Annotated in this window: 23 protein-coding genes and 1 pseudogene; 9 read left to right on the plus strand and 15 right to left on the minus strand. The window is 63.1% G+C overall.

Annotated elements, in window-relative coordinates; translation table 11 throughout:
* The first annotated feature begins 137 nt into the window (after positions 1 to 137).
* The 3 genes from AX729_RS02945 (at position 138) to AX729_RS02955 (ending at position 3,092) form a co-directional block, all read left to right on the plus strand.
* Complete coding sequence (locus AX729_RS02945) at positions 138 to 1,226, plus strand: TRAP transporter substrate-binding protein (protein WP_061020402.1); 1,089 nt, start codon at positions 138 to 140, stop codon at positions 1,224 to 1,226.
* A 162-nt stretch (positions 1,227 to 1,388) separates the two neighbouring features.
* Complete coding sequence (locus AX729_RS02950) at positions 1,389 to 2,477, plus strand: TRAP transporter substrate-binding protein (protein WP_061020403.1); 1,089 nt, start codon at positions 1,389 to 1,391, stop codon at positions 2,475 to 2,477.
* A gap of 264 nt (positions 2,478 to 2,741) precedes the next feature.
* Positions 2,742 to 3,092 (plus strand): YunG family protein, encoded by a 351-nt coding sequence (locus AX729_RS02955; protein WP_061020441.1) that lies wholly within the window; start codon positions 2,742 to 2,744, stop codon positions 3,090 to 3,092.
* A gap of 71 nt (positions 3,093 to 3,163) precedes the next feature.
* Here AX729_RS02955 and AX729_RS02960 read toward each other — a convergent pair whose 3' ends face one another.
* The 4 genes from AX729_RS02960 to AX729_RS40985 form a co-directional block, all read right to left on the minus strand.
* Positions 3,164 to 3,373, minus strand: a complete 210-nt coding sequence (locus AX729_RS02960; protein WP_061020404.1) for a hypothetical protein — start codon at positions 3,371 to 3,373, stop codon at positions 3,164 to 3,166.
* Between the two features lie 67 nt (positions 3,374 to 3,440).
* Positions 3,441 to 5,045 (minus strand): TRAP transporter large permease, encoded by a 1,605-nt coding sequence (locus AX729_RS02965; protein WP_061020405.1) that lies wholly within the window; start codon positions 5,043 to 5,045, stop codon positions 3,441 to 3,443.
* The gene (locus AX729_RS02970) at positions 5,042 to 5,581 is read right to left on the minus strand and encodes a TRAP transporter small permease subunit (protein WP_061020406.1); all 540 of its coding nucleotides are present in this window, start codon (positions 5,579 to 5,581) and stop codon (positions 5,042 to 5,044) included. Before AX729_RS02970 ends, AX729_RS02965 begins: the two co-directional genes overlap by 4 nt.
* 293 nt (positions 5,582 to 5,874) lie before the next feature.
* Positions 5,875 to 6,111, minus strand: a complete 237-nt coding sequence (locus tag AX729_RS40985) for a hypothetical protein (protein WP_061020442.1) — start codon at positions 6,109 to 6,111, stop codon at positions 5,875 to 5,877.
* A gap of 266 nt (positions 6,112 to 6,377) precedes the next feature.
* On the opposite strand from AX729_RS40985, the gene AX729_RS02980 reads away from it, so the two are divergent.
* The 3 genes from AX729_RS02980 to AX729_RS02990 all read left to right on the plus strand — a co-directional run bounded on the left by AX729_RS02980 (position 6,378) and on the right by AX729_RS02990 (position 9,059).
* Complete coding sequence (locus tag AX729_RS02980; protein ID WP_082770323.1) at positions 6,378 to 6,752, plus strand: hypothetical protein; 375 nt, start codon at positions 6,378 to 6,380, stop codon at positions 6,750 to 6,752.
* 242 nt (positions 6,753 to 6,994) lie between these two features.
* Positions 6,995 to 7,669, plus strand: coding sequence for a response regulator transcription factor (locus tag AX729_RS02985; protein ID WP_061020407.1), 675 nt, complete (start codon positions 6,995 to 6,997; stop codon positions 7,667 to 7,669).
* A gap of 1 nt (position 7,670) precedes the next feature.
* Positions 7,671 to 9,059, plus strand: coding sequence for a sensor histidine kinase (locus tag AX729_RS02990; RefSeq protein WP_061020408.1), 1,389 nt, complete (start codon positions 7,671 to 7,673; stop codon positions 9,057 to 9,059).
* Positions 9,060 to 9,281: 222 nt separating this feature from the next.
* Here AX729_RS02990 and AX729_RS02995 read toward each other — a convergent pair whose 3' ends face one another.
* The 4 genes from AX729_RS02995 to AX729_RS03010 all read right to left on the minus strand — a co-directional run bounded on the left by AX729_RS02995 (position 9,282) and on the right by AX729_RS03010 (position 13,829).
* Positions 9,282 to 10,937 (minus strand): TRAP transporter large permease, encoded by a 1,656-nt coding sequence (locus AX729_RS02995; RefSeq protein WP_061020409.1) that lies wholly within the window; start codon positions 10,935 to 10,937, stop codon positions 9,282 to 9,284.
* Between the two features lie 27 nt (positions 10,938 to 10,964).
* Positions 10,965 to 11,546 carry a TRAP transporter small permease subunit gene (locus tag AX729_RS03000; protein ID WP_061020410.1) on the minus strand — a complete coding sequence of 194 codons (582 nt, stop codon included), beginning with the start codon at positions 11,544 to 11,546 and terminating at the stop codon, positions 10,965 to 10,967.
* Positions 11,547 to 11,716: 170 nt separating this feature from the next.
* Positions 11,717 to 12,751: a GTP 3',8-cyclase MoaA gene (gene moaA / locus AX729_RS03005; RefSeq protein WP_061020411.1), complete on the minus strand. Its 1,035-nt coding sequence runs from the start codon at positions 12,749 to 12,751 to the stop codon at positions 11,717 to 11,719.
* A gap of 385 nt (positions 12,752 to 13,136) precedes the next feature.
* Entirely contained in the window at positions 13,137 to 13,829 is a 693-nt protein-coding gene (locus AX729_RS03010; protein WP_061020412.1) for an HAD family hydrolase, read from the minus strand.
* 156 nt (positions 13,830 to 13,985) lie between these two features.
* Between AX729_RS03010 and rpiA the strand changes: the two genes are divergently transcribed.
* From rpiA to gor, 3 genes are read left to right on the plus strand one after another with little or no spacing between them, the layout of a single operon-like run.
* Positions 13,986 to 14,705, plus strand: coding sequence for a ribose-5-phosphate isomerase RpiA (gene rpiA, locus AX729_RS03015; protein ID WP_061020413.1), 720 nt, complete (start codon positions 13,986 to 13,988; stop codon positions 14,703 to 14,705).
* Entirely contained in the window at positions 14,702 to 15,250 is a 549-nt protein-coding gene (locus AX729_RS03020) for a DUF2059 domain-containing protein (protein ID WP_061020414.1), read from the plus strand. Before rpiA ends, AX729_RS03020 begins: the two co-directional genes overlap by 4 nt.
* A 45-nt stretch (positions 15,251 to 15,295) precedes the next feature.
* A complete protein-coding gene (gene gor / locus AX729_RS03025; protein WP_061020415.1) occupies positions 15,296 to 16,684 on the plus strand; it encodes a glutathione-disulfide reductase in 1,389 nt (462 codons plus the stop codon).
* An 11-nt stretch (positions 16,685 to 16,695) separates the two neighbouring features.
* Here the strand turns inward: gor and AX729_RS03030 are convergent, their stop codons facing one another.
* The 7 genes and pseudogenes from AX729_RS03030 to AX729_RS03055 all read right to left on the minus strand — a co-directional run bounded on the left by AX729_RS03030 (position 16,696) and on the right by AX729_RS03055 (position 22,635).
* Positions 16,696 to 16,959, minus strand: a complete 264-nt coding sequence (locus tag AX729_RS03030; RefSeq protein WP_061020444.1) for a hypothetical protein — start codon at positions 16,957 to 16,959, stop codon at positions 16,696 to 16,698.
* Positions 16,960 to 17,188: 229 nt separating this feature from the next.
* On the minus strand, positions 17,189 to 18,196 hold the full coding sequence (locus AX729_RS03035) for an alpha/beta fold hydrolase (protein WP_061020416.1): 1,008 nt from the start codon (positions 18,194 to 18,196) through the stop codon (positions 17,189 to 17,191).
* Between the two features lie 153 nt (positions 18,197 to 18,349).
* Positions 18,350 to 18,460: pseudogene (locus AX729_RS38390) on the minus strand (alcohol dehydrogenase catalytic domain-containing protein); the annotation flags it as partial.
* Positions 18,461 to 18,824: 364 nt separating this feature from the next.
* On the minus strand, positions 18,825 to 19,964 hold the full coding sequence (locus tag AX729_RS03040) for a hypothetical protein (protein ID WP_061020445.1): 1,140 nt from the start codon (positions 19,962 to 19,964) through the stop codon (positions 18,825 to 18,827).
* 346 nt (positions 19,965 to 20,310) lie between these two features.
* Positions 20,311 to 20,532 (minus strand): hypothetical protein, encoded by a 222-nt coding sequence (locus AX729_RS03045; protein WP_245325032.1) that lies wholly within the window; start codon positions 20,530 to 20,532, stop codon positions 20,311 to 20,313.
* 26 nt (positions 20,533 to 20,558) lie between these two features.
* Complete coding sequence (locus AX729_RS03050; protein ID WP_061020417.1) at positions 20,559 to 21,788, minus strand: carboxylate-amine ligase; 1,230 nt, start codon at positions 21,786 to 21,788, stop codon at positions 20,559 to 20,561.
* 19 nt (positions 21,789 to 21,807) lie between these two features.
* Complete coding sequence (locus AX729_RS03055; protein ID WP_061020418.1) at positions 21,808 to 22,635, minus strand: class II glutamine amidotransferase; 828 nt, start codon at positions 22,633 to 22,635, stop codon at positions 21,808 to 21,810.
* Positions 22,636 to 22,862: the final 227 nt, after the last annotated feature.

Here is a 22,862-nt window from a genome sequence, read left to right on the forward strand (position 1 = left end):
CCGTAACCGCGCGGTCCGTGGTAAAGGCCCACGGCAGTCAAGCCCCTTCGGTTCGACGCGGCATCGACGCGTCGCCGGAACGAGCGGCGGCATAAGAGAAGTCAAGGGGAAACGCCCCAGCAAGGAGAGACCTGAAGATGAAGCGTCGTGATTTTCTGAAAGTGTCGGCAGCAGGCGCGGCGGCGACCGCAGTGGCGTCGCCGGCGATCGCGCAGTCCTCGCCCGAGGTGAAGTGGCGCCTGACTTCGAGCTTCCCGAAGTCGCTCGACACCATCTATGGTGGCGCCGAGCAGGTTGCGAAGTACGTCGCCGAGATGACCGACAACAAATTCCAGATCCAGGTGTTCGCGGGCGGCGAAATCGTCCCCGGTCTCCAGGCGCTCGATGCGACCTCGAGCGGGACGGTCGAAATGTGCCACACCGTCTCCTATTATTACGTCGGAAAGGATCCGACCTTTGCGATCTTCGCCTCGGTGCCGTTCGGCCTCAATGCGCGCCAGCAGAATTCCTGGCTCTTTCAGGGCGGCGGCAACGAGCTTGCCAACGAGTTCTTCAAGAAGTCGAACGTGATCGGCTTCCCCTGCGGCAATACCGGCACGCAGATGGGCGGCTGGTTCCGCAAGGAGATCAAGACCGTTGCCGACCTCTCGGGCCTGAAGATGCGCATCGGCGGCATCGCCGGCCAGGTGCTTCAGAAGGTCGGTGTGGTGCCGCAGCAGCTCGCCGGCGGCGACATCTATCCGGCGCTGGAGAAGGGCACCATCGACGCGGCCGAGTGGGTCGGCCCCTACGATGACGAGAAGCTCGGCTTCGCCAAGGTCGCCAAGTACTACTATTATCCGGGCTTCTGGGAAGGCGGTCCGACCGTCCATGCCTTCGCCAACCTGGAAAAGTTCAATGCGCTGCCGAAGAACTACCAGGCCATCCTCGCCAACGCGACCACCCATGCCAATACCTGGATGGCCGCGCGCTACGACATGCAGAACCCGGCGGCGCTGAAGCGCCTCGTCGCCGGCGGCACCCAGCTTCGTCCCTTCACCAACGAGGTGCTGGAAGCCTGCCTCAAGTCGACCAACGAATTGTGGGCGGAGATCTCGGCCAAGAACGCCGACTTCAAGAAGGTAATTGACGCGATGCAGGCCTACCGCTCCGACGAATATCTGTGGTGGCAGGTCGCCGAATACACCTACGACAGCTTCATGATCCGCTCGCGCACCCGCGGCTGATCGACGGCTTAAGTCTTAATACCGGAAGCCCGGCCTCCCCAGGAGGCCGGGCTTTTTCTTTGCCGCAGCGCGATCGGGATGGCATTCGGCGCGGCGATGTTCCATGCTGTCCGCAAGCCTCGGCAAGAAGGCCCACAATCAGATCCACCAGGGTAGGAAATCATGAAGAGAAGAGACTTCATCAAGGTCACGGGACTTGGCGCGGCCGGCGCCGCAACGCTCGCGGCTCCCGCGATCGCGCAGTCGATGCCGGAAATCAAATGGCGCATGCCGACGAGCTGGCCGAAATCGCTCGACACGCTGTTTGGCGGCGCCGAGATGATGTGCAAGATGGTCGCGGAGGCGACCGACAACAAATTCCAGATCCAGATCTTCGCCGCCGGCGAGATCGTGCCGGGCCTCCAGGTGCTCGACGCGGTGCAGAACGGCACCTGCGAGATCGGCCACACCGCGTCCTACTATTATTTCGGCAAGGACCCGACTTTCACCTTCGGCTCGGCCGTGCCGTTCGGTCCCAACATGCGGCTCAACCAGGCCTGGTACATGCTCGGCGGCGGGCGCGACGTGCTCAACGAGTTCTACAAGAGCTACAACGTCGTCTCGCTGCTCGCGGGCAACACGGGCTGCCAGATGGGCGGCTGGTTCAGGAAAGAGGTCAACACGCCCGAGGATCTCAAGGGCATGAAATTTCGCATCGGCGGCTTTGCCGGCCGCGTGCTCCAGAAGCTCGGTGTCGTGCCGCAGCAGCTCGCCGGCGGCGACATCTATCCGGCGCTGGAGAAGGGCACCATCGACGCCGCCGAATGGGTCGGCCCCTATGACGACGAGAAGCTCGGCTTCTACAAGATCGCGCCGCACTATTATTACCCCGGCTGGTGGGAAGGCGGACCGATGCTGATGGCCTTCGTCAACCTCGACAAGTGGAACGCGCTGCCGAAACATTACCAGAGCGTGCTGGAGCAGGCCGGCCACTACGCCAACAACTACATGATGGCGCGCTACGACAACGCCAATCCGCTGGCGATGAAGAAGCTGCTCGCGGGCGGCACCAAGCTGCACGCCTTCTCGCCGTCGATCATGGATGCCTGCCACAAGGCCGCCAAGGAGCTGCACGCCGAAGTCGCTGCGACCAACCCCAACTTCAAGAAGGTGCACGACTCGCTCGCCAAGTTCACGAGCGACGGCTACTCCTGGTTCCAGGTCGCCGAGGTCGGCTACGACATCTTCATGGCGCGCCGTTCGCAGAGCTGATCAGCGCCAACTGTCGCATGCAGCGCCCCGGAGCGAAGGCTTCGGGGCGTTGTCGTTGCAGCGCTCCCGAGGGCTCCCAGAACAAAAACTTCGAAAACAACCCCATGCACAGTAGCAGAGGATAGCGTTTTCAATGACTTGACGGCGCGGCGCACAGGCCTGCGGGAAAGACCGAAATCCCTTGCTCCGTCGGGCAAAACAGCGGTGGAAACTTACAATCGAATAATCCGAATTTTGTCGTGTATGCCCGACTCGAGAAGTGCATTGAGCTTCGATCCCGATCAAATCCAAGACGCGCTGCGCAAGGCATGGTCGTTGTCGACGAGCAGCCAATGGACGGCCAACAATCCGGCGGCAGGGCAATGCAACGTCACGTCGCTGCTCGTTCACGAACTCTTCGGTGGTGACTTGCTGAAGACGCTGCTTCCGGCCGGCGATCATTTCTACAACCGGATCGGAGGCAAGCGATACGACTTCACGGCGTGCCAGTTCGTTCAGCCGATCGCTTACCTGGATATACTTACAAATAGGGCCGACGCACGGTCAGGGGCGACGAACGACCAACTGGTTGAGTTCAGAGCGGCGTTTCAGGAGTACTGGACCGGACCAAGCTAGCCGCAGCGCCGAGCTTGCCCTTTGTTTCGATAGGTCCGCTACCGGCCGGATTCCGCAAATTGGAAAAGCCGTCAGCGAACGACGCCTGCTGCGTCTTTCGCGCTGGGCATGAGCCAATCGAGTCCGAGCAGGCCGGCTTCGAGGATGACGAAGGCGACAATGCCGCCAAGCCAGCCGAAAAAGACGATCGAAAAGCTGGCGAGCAAGATCGCGCAAAAGACGTCGGCAAGCACCTTGTAAATGCGCAGGTCTTGGTCTTGGTCGGATGGGAAATACGGCATCGGGCTCCTCCAGGCGCTGATCCTGAGCCTTCGATTTAACCGCGTGCAAAGGCGTAGGTTCCGCGGGTCAGTTCTTCGGCTGGCCGAAATCGAGTGGGGGCGGCAGCTCGATGTTCGGGATTTCGATCTTGATCTTGTCCAGATCCACCTTGGCAGGAGCGTCCAGTAACCCGGTGACCGTCACCGGAAATGCGATGACGACCGCAACCATGATCACCTGCAGGCCGATCCATGGCATCGCGCCCCAATAAATGTCCGAGCTCTTGACCTCCTTCGGCGCCACACCCCGCAGATAGAACAAGGCGAAGCCGAAGGGCGGATGCAGGAAGGAGGTCTGCATGTTGACGCAGAGCATGACACCGAACCAGATCAAGGCAGCGTCCGCGCCGACGACAGGGGTGAGCAGCTTCAGCGCGACAGGCGCGATCATCGGAATGATGATGAAGGCGATCTCGAAGAAGTCGAGGAAGAAGGCGATGAAGAAGATGAACAGATTGATGAAAATCAGAAAGCCCCATACCCCGCCCGGCAGCGATGTCAGCATGTGCTCCAGCCAGACACCGCCGTTGCAACCGAGGAAGACGATCGAGAAGCAAGTCGATCCGATCAGGATGAACGTCACCATGCAGGTGATGCGCATGGTCGTCTCATAGCCCTGCTTGACCAAGGTGCGCAGGTCCGGAATTCTGATCGCCTCGATGCAGACCCAGGCGACTGCGAGATAAGCAACCGCGAAGGCGATCTTGAAAGGCAGATTCGGCGTGAAGTAGATGCCGATGATGGTGCCGACGCCGGCGGCGGCGACGCCGACGAGCAACACCTTGTGACCAGCCGAGCTGAAATCCTTGTGATGGATGACGGCAAGGACGATCGCGCCGACTGCGCCCATGGCGCCCGCCTCGGTCGGGGTGGCGAGCCCGAGCATCATCGTGCCGAGCACCACGAAGATCAGAACGGCTGACGGGATGATGCCCAGGAGGCATTTGCGCCAGAGGGCCCAGCCCTTGAGCGTCCTTGCTTCCTTGGGCACGGCCGGGACATGATCCGGCTTGATCACGCTCAAAGCGAATGTGTAACCCGCGAACAAAGCGATCTGGAGGATCGATGGGCCCCAGGCGCCCAGATACATATCGCCAACCGACTTCCCGAGCTGGTCCGCGAGCACGATCAGAACCAGCGAAGGAGGCACCAGCTGGGTAATGGTGCCCGAGGCTGCAAGCACACCGGTAATGTAGCGCATGTTGTAGCCGTAGCGGATCATGACCGGCATCGAGATCATCGCCATCGCGATCACCTGTGCAGCCACGGTGCCGGTAATGGCACCCAGGATGAAGCCCACGATGATCACGGAATAGCCGAGGCCGCCGCGAACGGGGCCGAACAACTGCCCCATGGAATCCAGCATATCTTCCGCGAGGCCGCATCGCTCGAGGATCGCGCCCATGAACGTGAAGAACGGGATTGCAAGCAGCAGCTCGTTGGCCAGAACGCTGCCGTAGATGCGCTCCGGTATTGCCTGCAGGAAGCTGAACCCGAAAAATCCCTCGTGGATGGCGAGAAATCCGAAGGAAAGGCCGAGAGCGGCCAGCGTGAAGGCGACTGGGAAGCCGATCAGCATCGCCAGGACCAGGCCGCCGAACATCAGCGGCGGCATCATCTCAAGCGTGATCATTGGGTCGGCCGCTCGTATTTCGCATCGATGGTGACCTCACCGCGCAAGGCGGCCGCGCGCTTGATGACCTCCGAGACGCCTTGCAGAGCCACCATGAAGAATCCCGCCGTCAGGACAAACTTGACCGGCCACCGGAGCAGGCCGCCGGCATTGTTAGACATTTCGCCGATGATGAACGAGTTGTAGAACATCCCCCAGGACAGGTAGCTGAGGAGAAGGCACGCCGGGATGAGGAAAATCAGTGTCCCGATCAGGTCCAGCCATAGCTGGCCGCGTTCGGAAAGCATGAGGTAGAGGATTTCGACTCGTACATGCTCATTGCGTTTGAAAGTGTAGGACGCGCCGAACATCACGACCACGGCGAACATGTACCACTGGGTCTCGAGCCAGCTGTTGGAGCTGTAGCTAAAGGCGTATCGGATCATCGCATTTGCGGCGCTGACCAGACAGGCCGCGAGAACCAGAACGTTGCAGACGTTGCCGACCTTTTCGTTCAGCCAGTCGATCGCCGTACTTATCGCCAACAATGGGCGCATCGATGCCTTGTCCCCCGCTCGCCTGGTGCCCCCCAACGCGCAAGACAATGGCGCTGCATCGGCAGCCTTCCATTGCTATGCCGGAGCTGGTTCACCCTCCTGATGCTTCCGCTCGTTCTTGTTGTCGGTTTTCGCGAGACATGCGTACATCTCGGCCGCGCGTGAAGCACGGGCACCTTTACCGTCAGCGGGTTCCTGGTCAACAGGAAAATGGTCGATTTGCCGCAGCGATTCTAAAGCAGGTTCGCGGCGGGTCTCATGTGGCGACCGAACACGTCGTCTGAGGCCGCCGTCTAACTCTCGACGTCGTACTGCTTGCTCAGGTGATCACCAATCTGGACGAGCATGGCAACGCATTCGGGGTAGCCAGGCCGATCTGACGTGGCCCGGTCTGCACTGGCTCGAAACTCCCACGACCTGCCATCGCGGAGGATCGAAATTGTCATTCCATCGGGACAGTCGGCATGAACCTTCAATTCTGCCCTTGCCATGGCGATGAGTTCGCTTTCCGTCTTTACAGGTCTGCTCATCCAATTCGTCCTTCCGTCCCTGGTAAAGATCTCGATGACGCAGTCCTTCGAAGTGGCAGATGGCCGGGCGTGGCCATACCACGGTGAGGCAAATATATCCATTTTGGGACGAAATCGGTAAGGCCTTATGACCGCATTTCGGGCCGACGTGGAGCGAGGAACAACCCGCGACCAGCTGGCCGAACTCAGAGCGGCATTCGAGAAGCGCAGTCCCAGATCGAACGGGTGAGCAGCCGACTTTGTCGCGTCGTTGGCGGCGTCGCGAGATGTTTGAACCGCAATTCGGTCGAGGACGTCAAACTCCGGAAGCCCCAGGTGTCGCCTTGTCTTCCAGTTTGACCGATCTCTTTCACGTCCCGACGCTGATCTCTGGTTGGGTCCTTGCGCTTGGGTTCACATGCGGGCCGTTGCTCCTGAAATTCCTCAATTACAGGCCGGTGACGCGGTGCGCTGTCCTAAAGGCCGTATCGAGCTTTGTCGTGACCGGCGGCTACCTGACATTTGGCAGCGCCGCGATCAGCGCTCAAGAGCGTGGTCTGATGTCATTTCCCATCAGCATTCTCGTGGTGGCGTGCCTGCTCGCCGGCGCGGCGGCCAGCGCGTTCCTGATCGCGCGGTGGTGTCCCGGTGACCGGGCCTAGCGGCGGCAATCCGCTGGACTCATGCGCATTTGCGTCAATGACGGCGGCGAAACGGCGGGCGCGTGACCTGAGCGCATTGCGCAGATAACGGCAGGGCCGCTATGCAATGCCTACAGGAGGCTGACGGCGTGCGAAAGGCGGGCAAGACCTGTCTTTTTGCTGGCCGAAGCCGGACGAATGGTGGAAGAGAGCGGAGTGCGGCGCGGGCCGTACCGTGACACCGGAATTTCGACGGATATGCGATGCGTCTTCTGATCGTCGAGGACAATGTCGAGCTGTCGCGGCTCGTGGCCGGTGGGCTGGCGGCAGCCGGCTATCAGAGCGACATCGTCGGCAGCGCCGCCGAGGCGCGCGAGGCGGTGAGCAGCGTCAGCTATGCTGCGATGATCCTCGACCTCGGCCTGCCCGATGGCGACGGCTTGTCGGTGCTGCGCGAGCTGCGCCTCGACATGGAGCCGCTGCCGGTGCTGGTGCTGACCGCCCGCGGCGGCTTGCAGGACCGCGTCACCGGCCTGCGCAGCGGTGCCGACGATTATCTCGCAAAGCCGTTCGCGATGGAGGAACTAGTGGCGCGGCTGGAGGCGATCCTGCGCCGGCCGGGCCAGTTGCTCGGCCGCTCGCTCAATCTCGCCAATCTCGTCTACGACACCGAGAGCCGCCAGATTTTCGTCGACGATCAGCCGCGGATCATCTCGGCGCGCGAGACCTCCGTGCTGGAGATCCTGCTGCGCAGGCAGGGGCGGGTGGTGCCGAAAAAGAATGTCGAGGACCACATCTTCGGGCTTGAAGGCGAGGTCGCCTCCAACGCGGTGGAGGTCTACGTCTCGCGGCTGCGCAAGCAACTCGCCGAGCACGGCGCCAAGGTGGTGATCCACACCATCCGCGGGGTCGGCTATCTCATGACCGAGGAAAAATAGCGTGGCTCTCGGTGGCCATGCCAGATCGCTCACGTTCAAATCGCTGATCTGGCGGATCGTCTTCCTGCACATCGTGGCGGTCGCGATGGTCGCGATCCTCCTGCCGCTGGTGCTGTTCTGGCTGCTCAATTCCGAGATCGACCAGTTGCACCGTGATGGCATGCGCGCCCAGGCCGAGGTGCTGGCGGAGCGCATCGTCGCCCAGCCGGACGGGTCGCTGACGTTCAACCTGCCCGACAGCCTGCGCGGGCTCTATTCGGACGCTTACGGCCGCTATCAATACGACATTCGCGATGGCGAGGGCCGGTTGCTGTTCTCCTCGCACCGACGGAGCGGCGCCGCGGCGCTTCGACCGCCCGAAACGATTGCTGGTGCGGGCGTCACCCGGATCATCGACGGCAAGATGGTCCGCGTCCAGGTCGCCGAGGATCTCGCGCACCGCGACGTGATCATCGACGACATCATCTCCAACTTCTTCCGGCGGGTGGGGTGGATCACCATCCCGATCCTGCTGGTCCTGCTTGCAACCGACATCATCATCTTCCGCCGCGCGGTCGCGCCGCTGTGGAAAGCCTCCGAGGAGGCCAGCAATATCGGCCCGGCGCGTACCGACATCCGTCTGCCGACGAAGAATATCCCGCGCGAGATCATGCCGCTGGTCACCGCCGTAAACCAGGCGCTCGACCGCCTCGAGGACGGCTTCCGGGTGCAGCGGCAGTTCACGGCGGACGCCGCGCATCAATTGCGCACCCCGCTGACGATCCTGCGCACGCGGATCGAGACGCTGGGCGACAGCGCGACTCGGCAGGCGCTGCAGGCGGACATCGAAGCCATGAGTCGGATCGTCGCCCAGTTGCTGGAGATCGCCGAGCTCGACACGCTGGTGCTCGATCCCGGCGAGACCGCGGATTTGCGCGCTGTCTGCGCCGAGGTGGTCGGCTCGATCGCACCGTTCGCGATCGCGCAGAACAAGGACATCGCGTTGAAGGGCAGCGACGCGCCAGTGCTGATCCACGGCAATTCGGAGATGCTCCAGCGCGCGATCTTCAACCTCGCCGAAAACGCCATCAAGTTCACCGCGGAGCACACCAGCATCGATGTGGATGTGCGCGATGACGGTTCGGTGCGGGTACGCGATTGCGGCCCGGGCGTCCCGGAAGCCGAGCGCGAGCTGATCTTCCAGCGCTTCTGGCGCCGTGACCGCCAGCGCAGCGACGGCGCGGGCCTGGGGCTCTCGATCGTGCGCGCGGTGGCGGACGATCATGCGGCGACAGTCGCTGTGGAAAATCTTCCCGGCGGCGGCGCGGAGTTCACGCTGCGGTTCAGGTTGGCGGGGGGCGCTGGCGCTTCACCGTCTCCTGGAGGGCAGGCAATGGCACGTGGTATTTGAACCGCCGGAGCGCACGCCTCGTCCTTCGAGACGACCGCTCCGCGGTCTCCTCAGGATGAGGCTAAGTGGCATTGGTGCCCGGTGAGACTGCTGCCGCGCACTCGCTCCTCATCCTGTGGGCCCACCAGAGGCGGGCGTCTCGAAGGATGGCCGCGAGAGAACACGCCCGAATGCGATAGCCCTGCCCGAAAGGGGAGGGCTACTGCGTTGGATCAGAGCCGCCTACTTCTGCGGTGGTCCCAAATCGAGCGGCGGCAGCTCGATCTGCGGCACCTCGATCTTGATCGTGTTGGGATCGATGTTCGACTGTACGCCCTTGTAGTGCATCACCATCGCGGGGAAGGCGATGACCAGACCGACCATGATGAGCTGGATGATCACGAATGGGACTGCGCCCCAATAGATCTGGCCCGTGGTGACCGGCTCCATCCTCTTGCCGGTGAGGCGGTCGGTGTACCGCTCCTTCGGCGCGACCGAGCGGAGATAGAAGAGGGCAAAGCCGAACGGGGGATGCATGAACGAGGTTTGCATGTTGACGCCGAGAATGACGCCGAACCAGATCAGGTCGATGCCGAGTTTCTCGGCGGCCGGTCCGAGCAGCGGAATCACGATGAAGGCCAGCTCGAAGAAGTCGAGGAAGAAGGCCAGTACGAAAACGAGCGCGTTGACGAAGATCAGGAAGCCGATCTGGCCGCCGGGCAGGGAGGTGAGCAGGTGCTCGACCCAGACGTGCCCGTTGACGCCATAGAAGGTGAGCGAGAAGATGCGGGCGCCGACCAGGATGAACACGACGAAAGCCGACAGCTTGGCGGTCGATTCCGTGGCTTGCCGGATGAGGTCCCAGCTCAGCCTGCGCTTCACTGCGCCCAGGATGAGGGCGCCGGCCGCGCCCATCGCGCCGCCTTCGGTCGGGGTTGCGATACCGATGAAGATGGTGCCCAGCACCAGGAAGATCAGGAACAGCGGCGGCACCATGACGAAGGTGGTCTGCTGCGCCATTTTCGAGAGGAAGCGGAAGCCGGTCAGCTTGTCCACCAGCCAATTCACCACGGCGACGGCGAACGCGAAGACGATGCCGTAGAACATGCTGAGCACGACGTAATCGGCGCCATGCGTGCTCGAACTGCGCATCATGAACCATCCGAACACGCAGCTCGCGAGGAACAGCATGCCAAGCGAGACCAGGCCGCGGTCGCCATTGTCTTCCCGGAAACCGATGGCGTCCTTCGGCAGGCCCGGCGCGGCCGCCGGGAAGATCATGCTGACGAGGAAGGCGTAGAGGGCGTAGAGGCCCGCGAGCACGAGGCCGGGGACGAAGGCGCCCTCGTACATGTCGCCGACGGACTTGCCGAGCTGGTCGGCCATCACGATCAGAACGAGCGAGGGCGGAATGATCTGCGCGAGCGTGCCGGACGCGGCGATGACGCCCGATGCCACGCGGCGGTCATAGCCATAGCGCAGCATGATCGGCAGCGAGATAAGGCCCATCGAGATCACGGAAGCGGCCACCACGCCCGTCGTCGCGGCGAGCAGCGCGCCGACGAAGATCACCGCATAGGCGAGGCCGCCGCGGATGGTGCCGAACAATTGGCCGATGGTGTCGAGCAGATCCTCGGCCATGCCCGACCGCTCCAGCACCAGTCCCATGAAAGTGAAGAACGGGATGGCGAGCAGCGTGTCGTTGTTCATCACGCCGTAGACGCGCTCGGGGAGGGCCTGGAGGAAGTCGGGGTGGAACTGACCGAGCTGGACGCCGATCACGGCGTAGAACAGGCCGACGGCGCCGAGCGAGAATGCTGCGGGATACCCGAGCAGCAGCATGACGACCAGCGACACGAACATGATGGGCGCCATATTGGCGATGATGAATGCGGTCATGGATTCCCCCTACACCGTCGCCAACGGCTACTTCTTCTCGATCGCTTCGACGAGATGCTCGACTTCCGCCTCCAGAGCCGACACCTGGGATTCATGCGGGTCCGGCATCAATCCGCGCATTACCGCAATCCGCTTGATCAGCTCGGAGACGCCTTGAACGAGCAGGAAAGCGAATGCGATCATGATCAGGGCTTTGGCGGGCCATTGCGGCAGGCCGCCGGCGTTGCCGGATTGCTCGTTGACTTGGAAGGAGCGCAGGAAGAACGGCACCCCCGTAATGATCATGACGATGCAAATCGGAAAGAGGAAGAATACGTGGCCTATGAGCTCGATCACGTTGCGAGCCTTCTTCGGCAGCGCGTTGCTCACGATGTCGATGCGGATGTGCTCGTTGTCCAGCAGCGTCCAGGGCGAGCACAGCAGGAAGACGATGCTGAACAGCACCCATTGCAGCTCGAGCCATGAATTGGAGGACGTATCGAAGGATTTTCGAATGATCGCATTGACCGCCGAGATGATGACGGCGAGCACGATCAGCCACGCGAGGCGTTTGCCCGTCCAGCGTGTGAACGCGTCAATCCCTTGGCTCAGCTTCAGGAGCGCTTGCAACGATAGGTCCTCCCCCGATTTCACCCCAACCGTCTTGATTACGCCGACGCGGCGCGCGGCTTGTCTCGCCGCAACGGCTTGAGGCAGCAGGCACCAAACCAGCGGGCGTGCCGCCAGTCAATTGGAAGTTTGTTGATAGTTAAGGGGAATAAGGCCGCATCCCGACGGTGTCAGCCGCCGGTGACACTCATATGCCTGCTGACGCTCGGACGGTCATGGCGGCGGTCGATGATGAAATCATGCCCCTTGGGCTTCAGCCCGATGGCGCGGTCGATCGCATCCGCAAGCAGCATGTCGTCGGTCGATGCACGCAGAGGTTTACGCAGATCGGAGGCGTCCTCGTGGCCGAGGCAGGTGTGCAGCGTGCCGGTGCAGGTGATGCGGACCCGGTTACAGGATTCGCAGAAATTATGGGTCATCGGCGTGATGAAGCCGAGCTTGCCGCCGGTCTCGGCGACGCTGACGTAACGCGCCGGCCCGCCGGTCGTCTCGGCCAAGTCCGTCAGCGTGAATTGCTGGGCCAGGCGGGCCCGCACCAGCGACAGCGGCAGGTATTGGTCGATCCGGCCCGATCCGATCTCGCCCATCGGCATGACTTCGATCAGCGTGAGGCCCATGCCTTTGCCGTGCGCCCAGCGCATCAGGTCGGGGAGCTCGTCCTCGTTGAGGTTCTTCAGCGCGACGGCGTTGATCTTGACGGCGAGGCCTGCGGCGCGGGCGGCCTCGATGCCTTCCAGCACCTTGTCGATCTCGCCCCAGCGGGTGATCTCGCGAAATTTCCGGGGATCAAGCGTATCGAGGGAGACGTTGATGCGGCGAACGCCGCAATCGGCGAGCTCCCGCGCGTGCTTCGCAAGCTGGGTGCCGTTGGTGGTCAGCGTCAGCTCGTTCAAAGCGCCGCTCGACAGATGCCGCGACAGCGAGCGCACCAGCGTCATCACGTTGCGGCGGACCAGCGGCTCGCCGCCGGTGAGGCGCAGCTTCTTCACGCCCTTGGCGATGAAGGCGGTGCAGAGCCGGTCAAGTTCCTCCAGCGTCAGCAGGTCGGCCTTGGGCAGGAAGGTCATGTCTTCCGACATGCAGTAGAAGCAGCGCAGGTCGCAGCGGTCGGTGACCGAGACACGCAGATAGCTGATGGTTCGCCCGAACGGATCGGTCATCGCGCTCGACAGCGCGGCGCGGGGGCTCGCAGAAAGTCCGTTCATAGCAAATGCCTTCACTTACGGCGCCGGCGCATGTTCGCTTCAGCGGTGCAGTTCAGGCAATCTAAGCATCGGACGCGGCTAGCACAATCGGATGGTATACTTGGAACAACGCTTGCCAGCATTCGGATCGGGGAACGGCGAACCCGCCGCGGGACCAGCTTCGGCCCTCGCTGCGGCGCGCGCCGTCGGCCTGTGCTTCGGCCGGCGTGAAGACCGAGGAGCGGCCCCCCAGGCTCACGCCCCCTAACGCGAATCGCGATGGCCCGACGCGTGAACCATCCACATCTTCTGCGGCGAACCGCCACATCCCGGGTCGACCTAAGCCGTGTCGTTTTCGGCGATAGCAGATGGCTGACGCAAGGTTATGAGAAATAACCTTGCTTTCTCAGGTGTTTGGGCGGGATGAGCGCGTCATCAGGCTGATCGCGGCCGCCGGCAGGTCGCGCATGTGATGGATCAGCCGGTCCGGCTTCAATTCGGCGATCGGCACGTCGGTGTAGCCGAAGCTGACCCCGATGACTGGTACGCCGGCGCGGCGCGCGACGCCCACGTCGGTTCCGGCGTCGCCGACCATGATGCTGGCCTTCACATCCCCGCCGGCCCGGGCCACCGTCTCGCGGTAAATGGTCGGATCGGGCTTCTGGACGCCAAAGGTGTCCGCGCCGCATATCGCCGCGAAGCGGCCGCTGAGGTCGAGCTGGTCCAGCAGCCGCTTCGACAGCCATTCCAGCTTGTTGGTGCAGACCGCGAGGCGATGGCCTTGCGCGTCAAAGTGGTCGAGCGCGGCCTCCAGCCCCTCGAACGGGCGCGATTCGACCGCGATATGGTCGGCGTAATAGGCGATGAAATCCGCGGTCATCCGGTCCATGTCTTTGGGGGTGACGGTGCGGCCCTCGGCCTCCAGCCCCCGCTCGATCAGCTTGCGGGCGCCGGCGCCGATCATGTTGCGGGCCGAGGCCATCGGCACGGGCGGCAGCCCTTCGCGGTCGAGCACGTAGTTCAGGGCGGTGATCAGATCGGGCGCCGTATCCACGAGCGTGCCGTCGAGATCGAAAACGATGGTGTGAGGGGAGGTCATGGTCCAAGCGCTACCGGCCCGGTCGTATGCGCGCAAGGGGCGGGCCCATAAGATCACCTTATAGGCCTGTTCCCGCGGGAAAAACGAGGCTACATAGGCCGCCGAAAGCGGCCGCGACCGGCGGCTCACACTCCGGATTCAGGGGCGGGCGCACACGTGAACATGGACCAGTTGAAGCGGCAGGCTGCGGCGCGCGCCCTCGAGGAGGTGCGCGACGGCATGCAGCTCGGGCTCGGCACCGGCTCGACCGCCAAGCATTTCGTCGAGCTGCTCGGCGAACGCGTCGCCGCCGGGCTCAAGGTGGTCGGCGTGCCGACGTCCGAGGCGACGCGCCTCGATGCGGAGCGCTGCGGGGTGCCGCTGACCACGCTGGACGAGATCGACCACCTCGACATCACCGTGGACGGCGCCGACGAGATCGATCCCGAGCTCAACCTGATCAAGGGCGGCGGCGGCGCGCTGCTGCGCGAGAAGATCGTGGCAGCCGCCTCGGATCGCATGATCGTGATTGCGGACGACACCAAATGGGTGCCGACGCTCGGCCGGTTTCCGCTGCCGGTCGAGGTCATCCCGTTTGGCCTCGGGGCGACGCGGCGGGCGATCGAAAAGGCATTTGCCGAATGCGGCGTTTCCGGGCAAATGGCGGTCCGCAAGGCCAAGGACGGCCACGTTTTCGTCACCGATGGCGGCCACTGGATCGTCGATGCCCAGCTCGGTCGTATTGTTGATCCCCCCGGTCTCGCCAAGGCGTTGAGCGCCATCCCCGGGGTGGTCGAGCATGGATTGTTCATCGGCTTGGCCAGCTCGGCCGTTTTGGCGGGCGGCGAAGGAATTCGCGTGATTGAACGGCGCAAGCCGAAAGGAGACCAGGAATGAAGAACGTGTTGAAGTTTGTGCCGGCCGCGACCCTGACCGTGGGATTGATCCTCTCGGCTCTCCCGGCCATGGCGCAGCAGGCGACGCCGGCGCCAAAAGCCGCCGCCTCACCGGCGCAGCCGAAGGCCTCGCCGGCCGCGGTCGCGGCGGCCAGGGAGATCCTGCAGATCAAGAACGCCACGGCGATGTATGCCGGCGCCGTGCCCGGCGTCGTCGAGAAGACCAAGATCGCGCTGATCCAGCAGAACCTCAACTACCAGAAGGATCTCAACGAGGTCGCCCCGATCGTGGCCCAGCAGCTCAACGGCCGCCAGAACGAGATCGGCGAGGGCATGGCCCAGATCTATGCCAGCGAGTTCACCGAGCAGGAGCTGAAGGATCTCGTCACCTTCTACAAGTCGCCGCTCGGCAAGAAGCTGATCGAGGCCGAGCCGCGCGCCATCGGGCTCAGCATGGCGTTCATGAACTCCTGGGCGCAGAATTTCGCCGACACCGTGATGGGTGCCTTCCGTGCCGAGATGCGCAAGCGTGGCAAGGAAATCTGAGCGTACCTATCTGAAAGGTCGTTCCTGAAGAGGTCGGAGTGGACAATGGCTGAATTCGACGTCGACCTCTTCGTCATCGGCGGCGGCTCGGGCGGCGTGCGTGCCGCCCGCATCGCGGCCGGCTACGGCGCCCGCGTGATGATCGCGGAAGAGTACCGCATGGGCGGCACCTGCGTGATCCGCGGCTGCGTGCCGAAGAAACTGTTCGTGATCGGCTCGCATTTTCGTCACGAGCTCGAGGATGCCGCGGGTTTCGGCTGGACCGTTCCGCCGGCCAGCTTCGACTGGGCGACGCTGATCGCCAACAAGGACAAGGAGATCGCGCGGTTGGAGGCGGCCTACACCGCCAATGTCGAGAAATCGGGCGCGCAGATCGTCAAGAGCCGCGCGGTGATCGAGGACAAGCACACCGTCCGCTTGCTCGAGAACGACAAGAAGATCACCGCGAAATACATCCTGATCGCCACCGGCGGCGCACCCAACCATGGCGCGGCGATTCCCGGCATCGAGCACGTGATCTCCTCCAACGAGGCCTTCCACCTTGCGAAGCTGCCGAAGCGGATCGTGATCCAGGGCGGCGGCTATATCGCGCTTGAATTCGCCGGCATCTTCGCCGGCTTCGGCTCCGACGTCACGGTGATCTATCGCGGCGACAACATTCTCCGCGGTTTCGACGAGGATGTTCGGGCCCATGTTCGCGCCGAGATGGAGAAGCAGGGGATTACGATCCTCACCGGCTGCACGGTGACCAAGGTCGATCGCCACCGCGACGAATTCACCACGCATCTGTCGAACGGCTCGAGCCTCGCCTCGGATCAGGTGATGTTCGCGATCGGCCGCCACCCCAACGTCGCCAATCTCGGCCTCGAGAACGCCGGCGTCGCCATCAATCCGAACAATGGCGGTATCGCGGTCGATCATTTCTCGAAGAGCTCGGTCGACAGCATCTATGCGATCGGCGACGTCACCCACCGCTTCAACCTGACGCCGGTCGCGATCCGCGAAGGCCATGCCTTCGCCGACACCGTGTTCGGCAAGCGCGAGGTCAGGGTCGATCACGCCAATATCCCAACCGCCGTGTTCTCGCAGCCGGAGGTCGGCACGGTCGGCCTGACGGAAACCGAGGCCCGCGCGCAGTTCAGCCACGTCGACATCTACAAGACGACGTTCCGTCCCATCAAGGCGACGATGTCGGGCCGCGATACCCGCGTCCTGATGAAGCTCGTCGTCGACGGCGCGACCGACCGCGTGCTCGGCTGCCACATCGTCGGCGATGCCGCTGCCGAGATCACGCAAGCCGTCGCGATCGCCGTGAAGATGAAGGCGACCAAGGCCGATTTCGACGGGACCATCGCGCTGCATCCGACCGCGGCCGAAGAGCTCGTCACCATGCGCACGCCGACCGCGCGCCATGTGCGGCAGGCGGCGGAGTAGCGCCTGCACACTCAGCGGACTATCTCTGATCGCGCGGCAGGTTCGGCACTTGGCGCCAAAGATGGCTTGTGCATCGAGACGAACGTTCGTCCCATCGTGACGTTCTTCTGCGCTCGGATCTGCGAGTTGTCGTAAGTCCAGCACTCACCGGAATCGTCGAGAAAGACGACCCAGAGCAGGTTGAACTCTGCTCCATAGTCGATGAGGACGTGGGCATAGCCGTCGCCCTTGGGCGTCACGACTGGGATGGCCGGGTTCAGCTGCAAAATGGACAAGTATGCTCCGGGGTCTGTCGCGATTGAGAGACCAGAGCACTGAGGTCGTTTTGGCTGGTCTCTGAAATCTTTCCCTTCCCAAGGCAGGTCGGGCATTTGGTTGGGTAGATCTTCCGGCCCGGAAATGTCGATTGCACCGAAGGGGGAAAGCCCGTGCCGTTGCAGGCCGAGCAAATGCGCTCTTTGATTTTCGCGATCATATCGAACCTTTCGGGAGGCACTTGGCGAGTCAATGCAGCGTTTGCGCCGCGGCCTCGTCAACTGCAGCCATCAGATCGGCCGTATCCGATTGCTGTATCATGTGACCCGCATTCGGGACGCGGCGCATCTTGCTGTGCTTGATCTCGTCATGCAGCCGGCCGGATTGCTCGTCGATGTCGATGAGGCGATCATCCTCGCCCGCGAGGATGGTGACTGGCATGGCAAGCTCGCCGTAGGTTTTCGCAGACAGCATTGCCGAAGGGACCATCAGTGCCGCCTCGGCGGCGCCGGCACGCAGCTGCGATGGACGCACGGCCAGTGATTTGGGGAAGCCGTCGAATTTCTGCGGGACCGACTTTGGCCCGAACAGCTGCCGCAGCATCGCGGGCCACATCAGGCGGCTGAGGATCGGCGAAATCGTGTGACTGAGAATGTCGCCAACCCCTGGGATCGCCGGTCCGGCCACCGCCATCATCGCGTCGGTGCGGGCCGTCGGGAAATAATAGCCCGACGCCAGTATCAAGGCCTCGACCATTGCGGGGTGCCTGCTTGCGAGGGCGATCGCAACCGATGCTCCCCAGGAATGTCCGAGCACGATCGCCTTCGCGACGCCGAGGTGCGCAAGCGCATCCTTGAAGAGGTCAGCCTGGGCCGCAGGCGTCCACACCACGTTGCGGGGCCTCAAGCTGTGGCCGAAGCCGGGACGGTCGAACACGATAACGCGATAGTCCTTGGCTGCGAGATCGATCAGACCGCTCGACTCGAAATCTTGGATCATGCTGCCATTGCCGTGGAGCAGCACCAGAGGACGGCCGGATCCGCGCTCGACATAGTGCAGGCGCACGCCGTCGATGTCGATGAACCGTCCTTGAGGCGGGTTATCGCGTTGCGCCTTGTCGGCAAGGCGCCAATTGACGACCGCAGCGGCAGCCATCAAGCCGGCCGTCGCAACGAGGGCGGAGGCGACGGGATATTCCGCGAGAGCACGAAGAGTCGTGGTCGCCAACGATTGCGAGCGTTTTTTCAGTATGCGCATGTGCACTTTCGCTGACTGGAGCCAGCTGTTGGAGAGCAGAGGGGGTGCCGGGTCAACGTCCCGGTCTCATCACGACCTTGATGAAGCTGGCTTCTTTGTCGCGGAACTTCTGGTACATCTCGGGCGCGTCTTCGAGACTGGCCGGATGTGTCAGATGGCGCAGGCGGTGATTGTGATGATCGCGTCGCGCGGATGCTGGATTCTGGGATCCGGAACCGTGTCTACCCGAGCGTCGCCTTTGCCGTGCCAACAGAGTGCACGCATGGTCATATCTCCATTTTTGGGCACGGCATGCACATTCACGGGTCATGTCGTGCAGAGGCAACAGAAGAGAGGGAGAGAAGTTCCTGGGCGGACACGTCGTCGAGACTGCAGTCGAAGCACGCCAAGGCGAGCTTGGGTCCCAGCGTCCTGATGGGGGTTCAGCGGCTCGAAGCTGCCGGCGTGCCGCACACGGACATCAGCATCGTCCCCAACAATTCGGACGAAGGCCGGGTGGAAGTCGTTCGCCCCCGTCAGCAAGCCTTATGGTGCCGACGAGGTTCCAAGGAACGGCAACTCTACGGCGGCTCGTTGCGCTAGAAGATGAGAGCTCAACAGCCCGCTTCGGCGGGCCGTCCTATTGCGCTCAGCCGTAAAGATATCCGACCGGCTTGCCTTCGGTGCGCAGGGGGCGCACGTCCTTGTGCGTGATGATCTGGCCGGCGAGGCCGTCGATCTCGTCACGCTGGGTCGGCGTCCAGCTGCGCAGCTCGTTCATGCCCTTGAGCAGCCCGAGCCGCAGGACCTGGGTGTTTTCGCCGATACCCGCAAGGCTGATGCAATTCTTGCCCGCCGTCACCACGTCGCCGGCCGCAAGTTCAAAGCTCTCGCCGGCCTTGTTCTGGAACTCGGCCGTGCCGCGAATGACGCGATAGATCACGACCTCGCCCTTGGCGAAGCAGGCGGGGTCCGCGGCGATCGATGTGCTCTTCGGCAGCAGCGACTGACCGCGCGGGTCGGTTGCGATGATGTGGCCGGTGACGAGATGGCCGCTCGGAATCTCGATGCCGAGATCGCGCACATGCACAGGCATCGCCGATTTGACCGAACCATCGGCGAGCGGCTTGAATAGCGCATCCAGCGCCAGGGGATCCTGGAGCCAGAAGCCGGCATCGGCCGGCCGGTCATGCAGAGGGTGGCTCCAGGCCACACGCGGCGTCTCGGCCTCGTTGATCTGGTCGGGACCGACAATCGTCGGGTTGGGAAACGTCGTCGGATCGGTGATGAAGGCTTCGAGGAATTTGCCCGAATAGCCCATCGAGATCGGATCGGGCACCACGGTCTGCGGCGTCTTCAGGTTCTCTTCGGTCGACAATCCCGACCAGGTGTAGAGCAGCTGGCGATGGACGATCGCGCTTTGCAGCATCACCGCGCCGGGGCCGACATTGTAGAAGCGCCCATCATAGTCGAATGTGAACGCGCCCGAGGTGACCAGCACGAGCTGAAAGCCGCCCGGCGGCAGATGCAGATGGAAATCGGTGGGGCCGGTGTCGGGCCGGTAGATCGGCAGATTGGTCGCGACCTCGTGCAGCAGGAAGGTCTCGTTGTTGGCGTGAAAGCCTTCGTTGGCACGGTTGTAGAGCGCCTGTGGCCGGTACGTCGCCTCGAACTTCGCATCCCGGTCGCGATCGATCGCCACGAAATCCTGGTCGTTGAGGCGCAGCGGCGCGCCGTTCGGATGGGTGAGGCCGGTGAGTTTGAGATCCAAGGCAGCATGCACATTCATGTCATTCTCCGATCCGAGGCCGTTCATCCCGGAGTGGGCGCACGCAACTTGCCGCTTCTCTTCGCGAGGGAGCTGGGATTGGGCCGAATGCTGCCTTGCGAATTTCAGGCCAGTCGGGTTGCGGCGCGGCGCGCAAGCTCGCCGGCTGCACGCGGCGCGAGAAAAATCGAGGTTGCGCCTGAGGTTAGACGACAGGGTTCGCCGACCTGCCTGGCTTTTCCGCCCGGCGCGCAAGTCGGTTGGAGCGGCCTGTCTTGTCTAATTTGTCGGCATGTCCTGCAACGCTCATGCAGCCGTGCAGGTCGCGGCGACAGGCAAATGCCGGCGGCTCAGCGTCCAATGCCGTTCATTCGAACGACCGGCGGACGGTCCGCTGAGGCTTGCCGAACGGGCTGTCCGCCCACTTCGCCATGTCCAACGCCCGGGCGTCGAAGCCTTCGCACCAGATGCAGCTCAACTCCGCACGGCCTTTGGCCGAGAGCATCGGGACGAGCGCATGGCCGCAGCCCGTGCAGGATGTGGTGCGATTCATGCGTTCCTCCACGATCGTCGAATTCAGGAACGGCATTTTCGTTGCCGAAGCTTGCGCGGGCACTATGACGGCGCAGACGCGCTGCGTTCGACAGTGGCGCTTGTTTCCGAGATCGTAGATGTAGCGATCCATCGTGACACGGCTGTGATGTCGTCGCCGTTCTCGCGATAGGCACGAAGCTGGAACTCCGCCGAGCTGCCGCGCTCCACGATCTTCCGGCAGTGCTCGACCTCGGCGGTGCAGTTGAGCGCGGCGGCGTCCTCCGCGACATCGCCGATCACCCGCGCGAGAAGCTCCGAGATCGTGACCGGCCCGTCCTTGGAGGCAAAGATGCAATCGGTGCCGTAGCGCTGGGCCCGCCACTTGTTCTCCACCGCAATCGCGCGTTCGACCGCGGTGACGTCCTTCGACAGATGAGGCCGCTGATAGAGGTGTCGTGTCAGGCAGCGATAGAGCGAGGCGATGGCGACGGCGTCGTCGATGAACGTGCAGGTGTCGGGCGCGCGAAGCTCGAGGGTCGGGTGCCGCATCGCAGGGCGCATCGCCCACCAGATGTGGCTCTCATCGGGAATCACGCCGGAGCGCTGCAGCGCGCCGACATATTCATCGTAGTCCCGCCTGCTTTCGAACAATTCGGGAAGGCCGGTGCGCGGCAGCTCGGAATAGGCGGCGAGGCGGTAGCCCTTCAGGCCGGTCTTGTGGGAATTCCAGAACGGCGAGGACGCCGACAGCGCGATGAACAGCGGCAGATACGGCAGCATCGCCCGCATCACGGCCATCCGCCTCTCAGGATCGGGCAGCTGGACGTGCACATGCATGCCGCACATCATGTTGCGGTGACCGATGCTGCGCAGGTCCTCGATCATCTCCTCGTAGCGCGGCTTCGGGCTCGGCTGAGACATGCGCCAGACTGCCGTAGGGTGCGTACCGCAGGCCATGATCACGAAGCCGTATTGCGCGGCGACGGCTGCGACCTCGCGGCGCAGGAAGCGCAACTCTTCGCGCGCGTCGGTGACGTCGACGTGGACGTTGGTGGCGACCTCGAGCTGGGATTGCAGCATTTCCCGCATGGCCTGGCCCCCGGTCGACCAGTTCGCCGACTCGAACAGTTCGTTGGGCGTTTCGATCGCGACCTCGAAGCTCCGCCGGTCGGCGAGGAAGTACTCCTCCTCGATGCCGAAGGAATATTCGGCAGCCTTGCCGCGTCCGCCGGCGGAACGGATGACGAGGTGCTGCTTGTCATCAGAGGAATCCAGGCGCAGCAGTTTCAAAACGTCTGAAGCAAGTCTCATTGGGCACCCGGCAAAGGCATTATCTGCGGGCGATAATCCTTTTGGGAGATGCGGGTTCCACGTTTCTCTCACCTGAAATTGCAGGGTCGAATGGAACAACTTTTACGTTTTCAGATGCGCGTGCAATCAAGACGTGATTGGGCGGCACCTCGGCCCAGTCCGATTCCTTGTCGAACGGTTCGGATACGACGATGACCTGGCCGCCATCCTCACGGAAATAGAGCGTGTTGGCGGCGTCGTTCACCGCAACGCGGAAGGCGTACAGATCCTTGCCGTTGGCGATCGCGCTGGTGAAGCGCAGCCGTTCGCGACGCTGGCCCTCGTTGACGAAACAGGAGAGGTCATGCAGGACGCGCCGTGTTGCCCCGAGGGGATCCTCGTCGAGGCCGGCGCCCATCATCGCCAGGAACACGGCTTCCGAATCGGTCGTGCCCAGCCGCGACGGATAATAGGCATCGGGAATCAGCGCCTCGACCTTCCGCCGTAGCCGATTCCAGCTTCCGACGAATCCATTGTGCATGAACATCCAGTGTCCGCAGGCAAACGGATGGCAGTTCTGCCGTGTCACGGCCGTGCCGGTGGCGGCACGTACGTGAGCGAAGAACAGGTGCGAGCGCAGATGACGGCAGAGATAGCGCAAGTTCTCGTCCGACCAGGCCGGACGTGTCTCGCGATAGAGGCCGGGCTCCGGATGCTCACCGTACCAGCCGAGGCCAAAGCCATCGCCATTCGAGCCCGCCGTTGATTGGAGCGAGCGGATGCTCTGCGCCACCAGCGAATGCTCGGGTTCGGTGACATAGGGCTCAAAGGACGTCGTTTCGCCCCGGTATGCGATCCAGCGGCACATGGGAGTTCCCGTGGGGATACGTCTTGCGAGAGCGACCAACCGTTCTTGCTCCCTCATGGTTCCCAGCCCGAACACAGAGCACGCAGCCGCCGTGCAGCGCGTGCGAGGCACTGCAACGGAACTGATGCGGCGGCTGGTCGCAGGCGTTTCGCCTTGATTCCAACGGCTCCACCTTTATTTCTGACAGGAACAAGAATCCGGGCCCCTCTGGCGAGGACACCGACGAC

The sequence above is a fragment of the Bradyrhizobium sp. CCH5-F6 genome (assembly GCF_001556045.1).
Lineage (GTDB): Bacteria > Pseudomonadota > Alphaproteobacteria > Rhizobiales > Xanthobacteraceae > Bradyrhizobium.

Bases quoted from the DNA above. Each gene is read 5' to 3' on its own strand.
- AX729_RS03035 (WP_061020416.1), bottom strand. From the start codon at position 18,196: ATGCGCATACTGAAAAAACGCTCGCAATCGTTGGCGACCACGACTCTT.
- AX729_RS03050 (WP_061020417.1), bottom strand. From the start codon at position 21,788: ATGAGACTTGCTTCAGACGTTTTGAAACTGCTGCGCCTGGATTCCTCT.
- AX729_RS03045 (WP_245325032.1), bottom strand. From the start codon at position 20,532: ATGCCGTTCCTGAATTCGACGATCGTGGAGGAACGCATGAATCGCACC.
- AX729_RS02995 (WP_061020409.1), bottom strand. From the start codon at position 10,937: ATGACCGCATTCATCATCGCCAATATGGCGCCCATCATGTTCGTGTCG.
- AX729_RS02960 (WP_061020404.1), bottom strand. From the start codon at position 3,373: ATGCCGTATTTCCCATCCGACCAAGACCAAGACCTGCGCATTTACAAG.
- AX729_RS40985 (WP_061020442.1), bottom strand. From the start codon at position 6,111: ATGAGCAGACCTGTAAAGACGGAAAGCGAACTCATCGCCATGGCAAGG.
- AX729_RS03020 (WP_061020414.1), top strand. From the start codon at position 14,702: ATGAAGAACGTGTTGAAGTTTGTGCCGGCCGCGACCCTGACCGTGGGA.
- AX729_RS02950 (WP_061020403.1), top strand. From the start codon at position 1,389: ATGAAGAGAAGAGACTTCATCAAGGTCACGGGACTTGGCGCGGCCGGC.
- AX729_RS03010 (WP_061020412.1), bottom strand. From the start codon at position 13,829: ATGACCTCCCCTCACACCATCGTTTTCGATCTCGACGGCACGCTCGTG.
- moaA (WP_061020411.1), bottom strand. From the start codon at position 12,751: ATGAACGGACTTTCTGCGAGCCCCCGCGCCGCGCTGTCGAGCGCGATG.
- AX729_RS03055 (WP_061020418.1), bottom strand. From the start codon at position 22,635: ATGTGCCGCTGGATCGCATACCGGGGCGAAACGACGTCCTTTGAGCCC.
- gor (WP_061020415.1), top strand. From the start codon at position 15,296: ATGGCTGAATTCGACGTCGACCTCTTCGTCATCGGCGGCGGCTCGGGC.
- AX729_RS02970 (WP_061020406.1), bottom strand. From the start codon at position 5,581: ATGCGCCCATTGTTGGCGATAAGTACGGCGATCGACTGGCTGAACGAA.
- AX729_RS02985 (WP_061020407.1), top strand. From the start codon at position 6,995: ATGCGTCTTCTGATCGTCGAGGACAATGTCGAGCTGTCGCGGCTCGTG.
- AX729_RS02980 (WP_082770323.1), top strand. From the start codon at position 6,378: ATGTTTGAACCGCAATTCGGTCGAGGACGTCAAACTCCGGAAGCCCCA.
- AX729_RS02965 (WP_061020405.1), bottom strand. From the start codon at position 5,045: ATGATCACGCTTGAGATGATGCCGCCGCTGATGTTCGGCGGCCTGGTC.
- AX729_RS02945 (WP_061020402.1), top strand. From the start codon at position 138: ATGAAGCGTCGTGATTTTCTGAAAGTGTCGGCAGCAGGCGCGGCGGCG.
- AX729_RS03040 (WP_061020445.1), bottom strand. From the start codon at position 19,964: ATGAATGTGCATGCTGCCTTGGATCTCAAACTCACCGGCCTCACCCAT.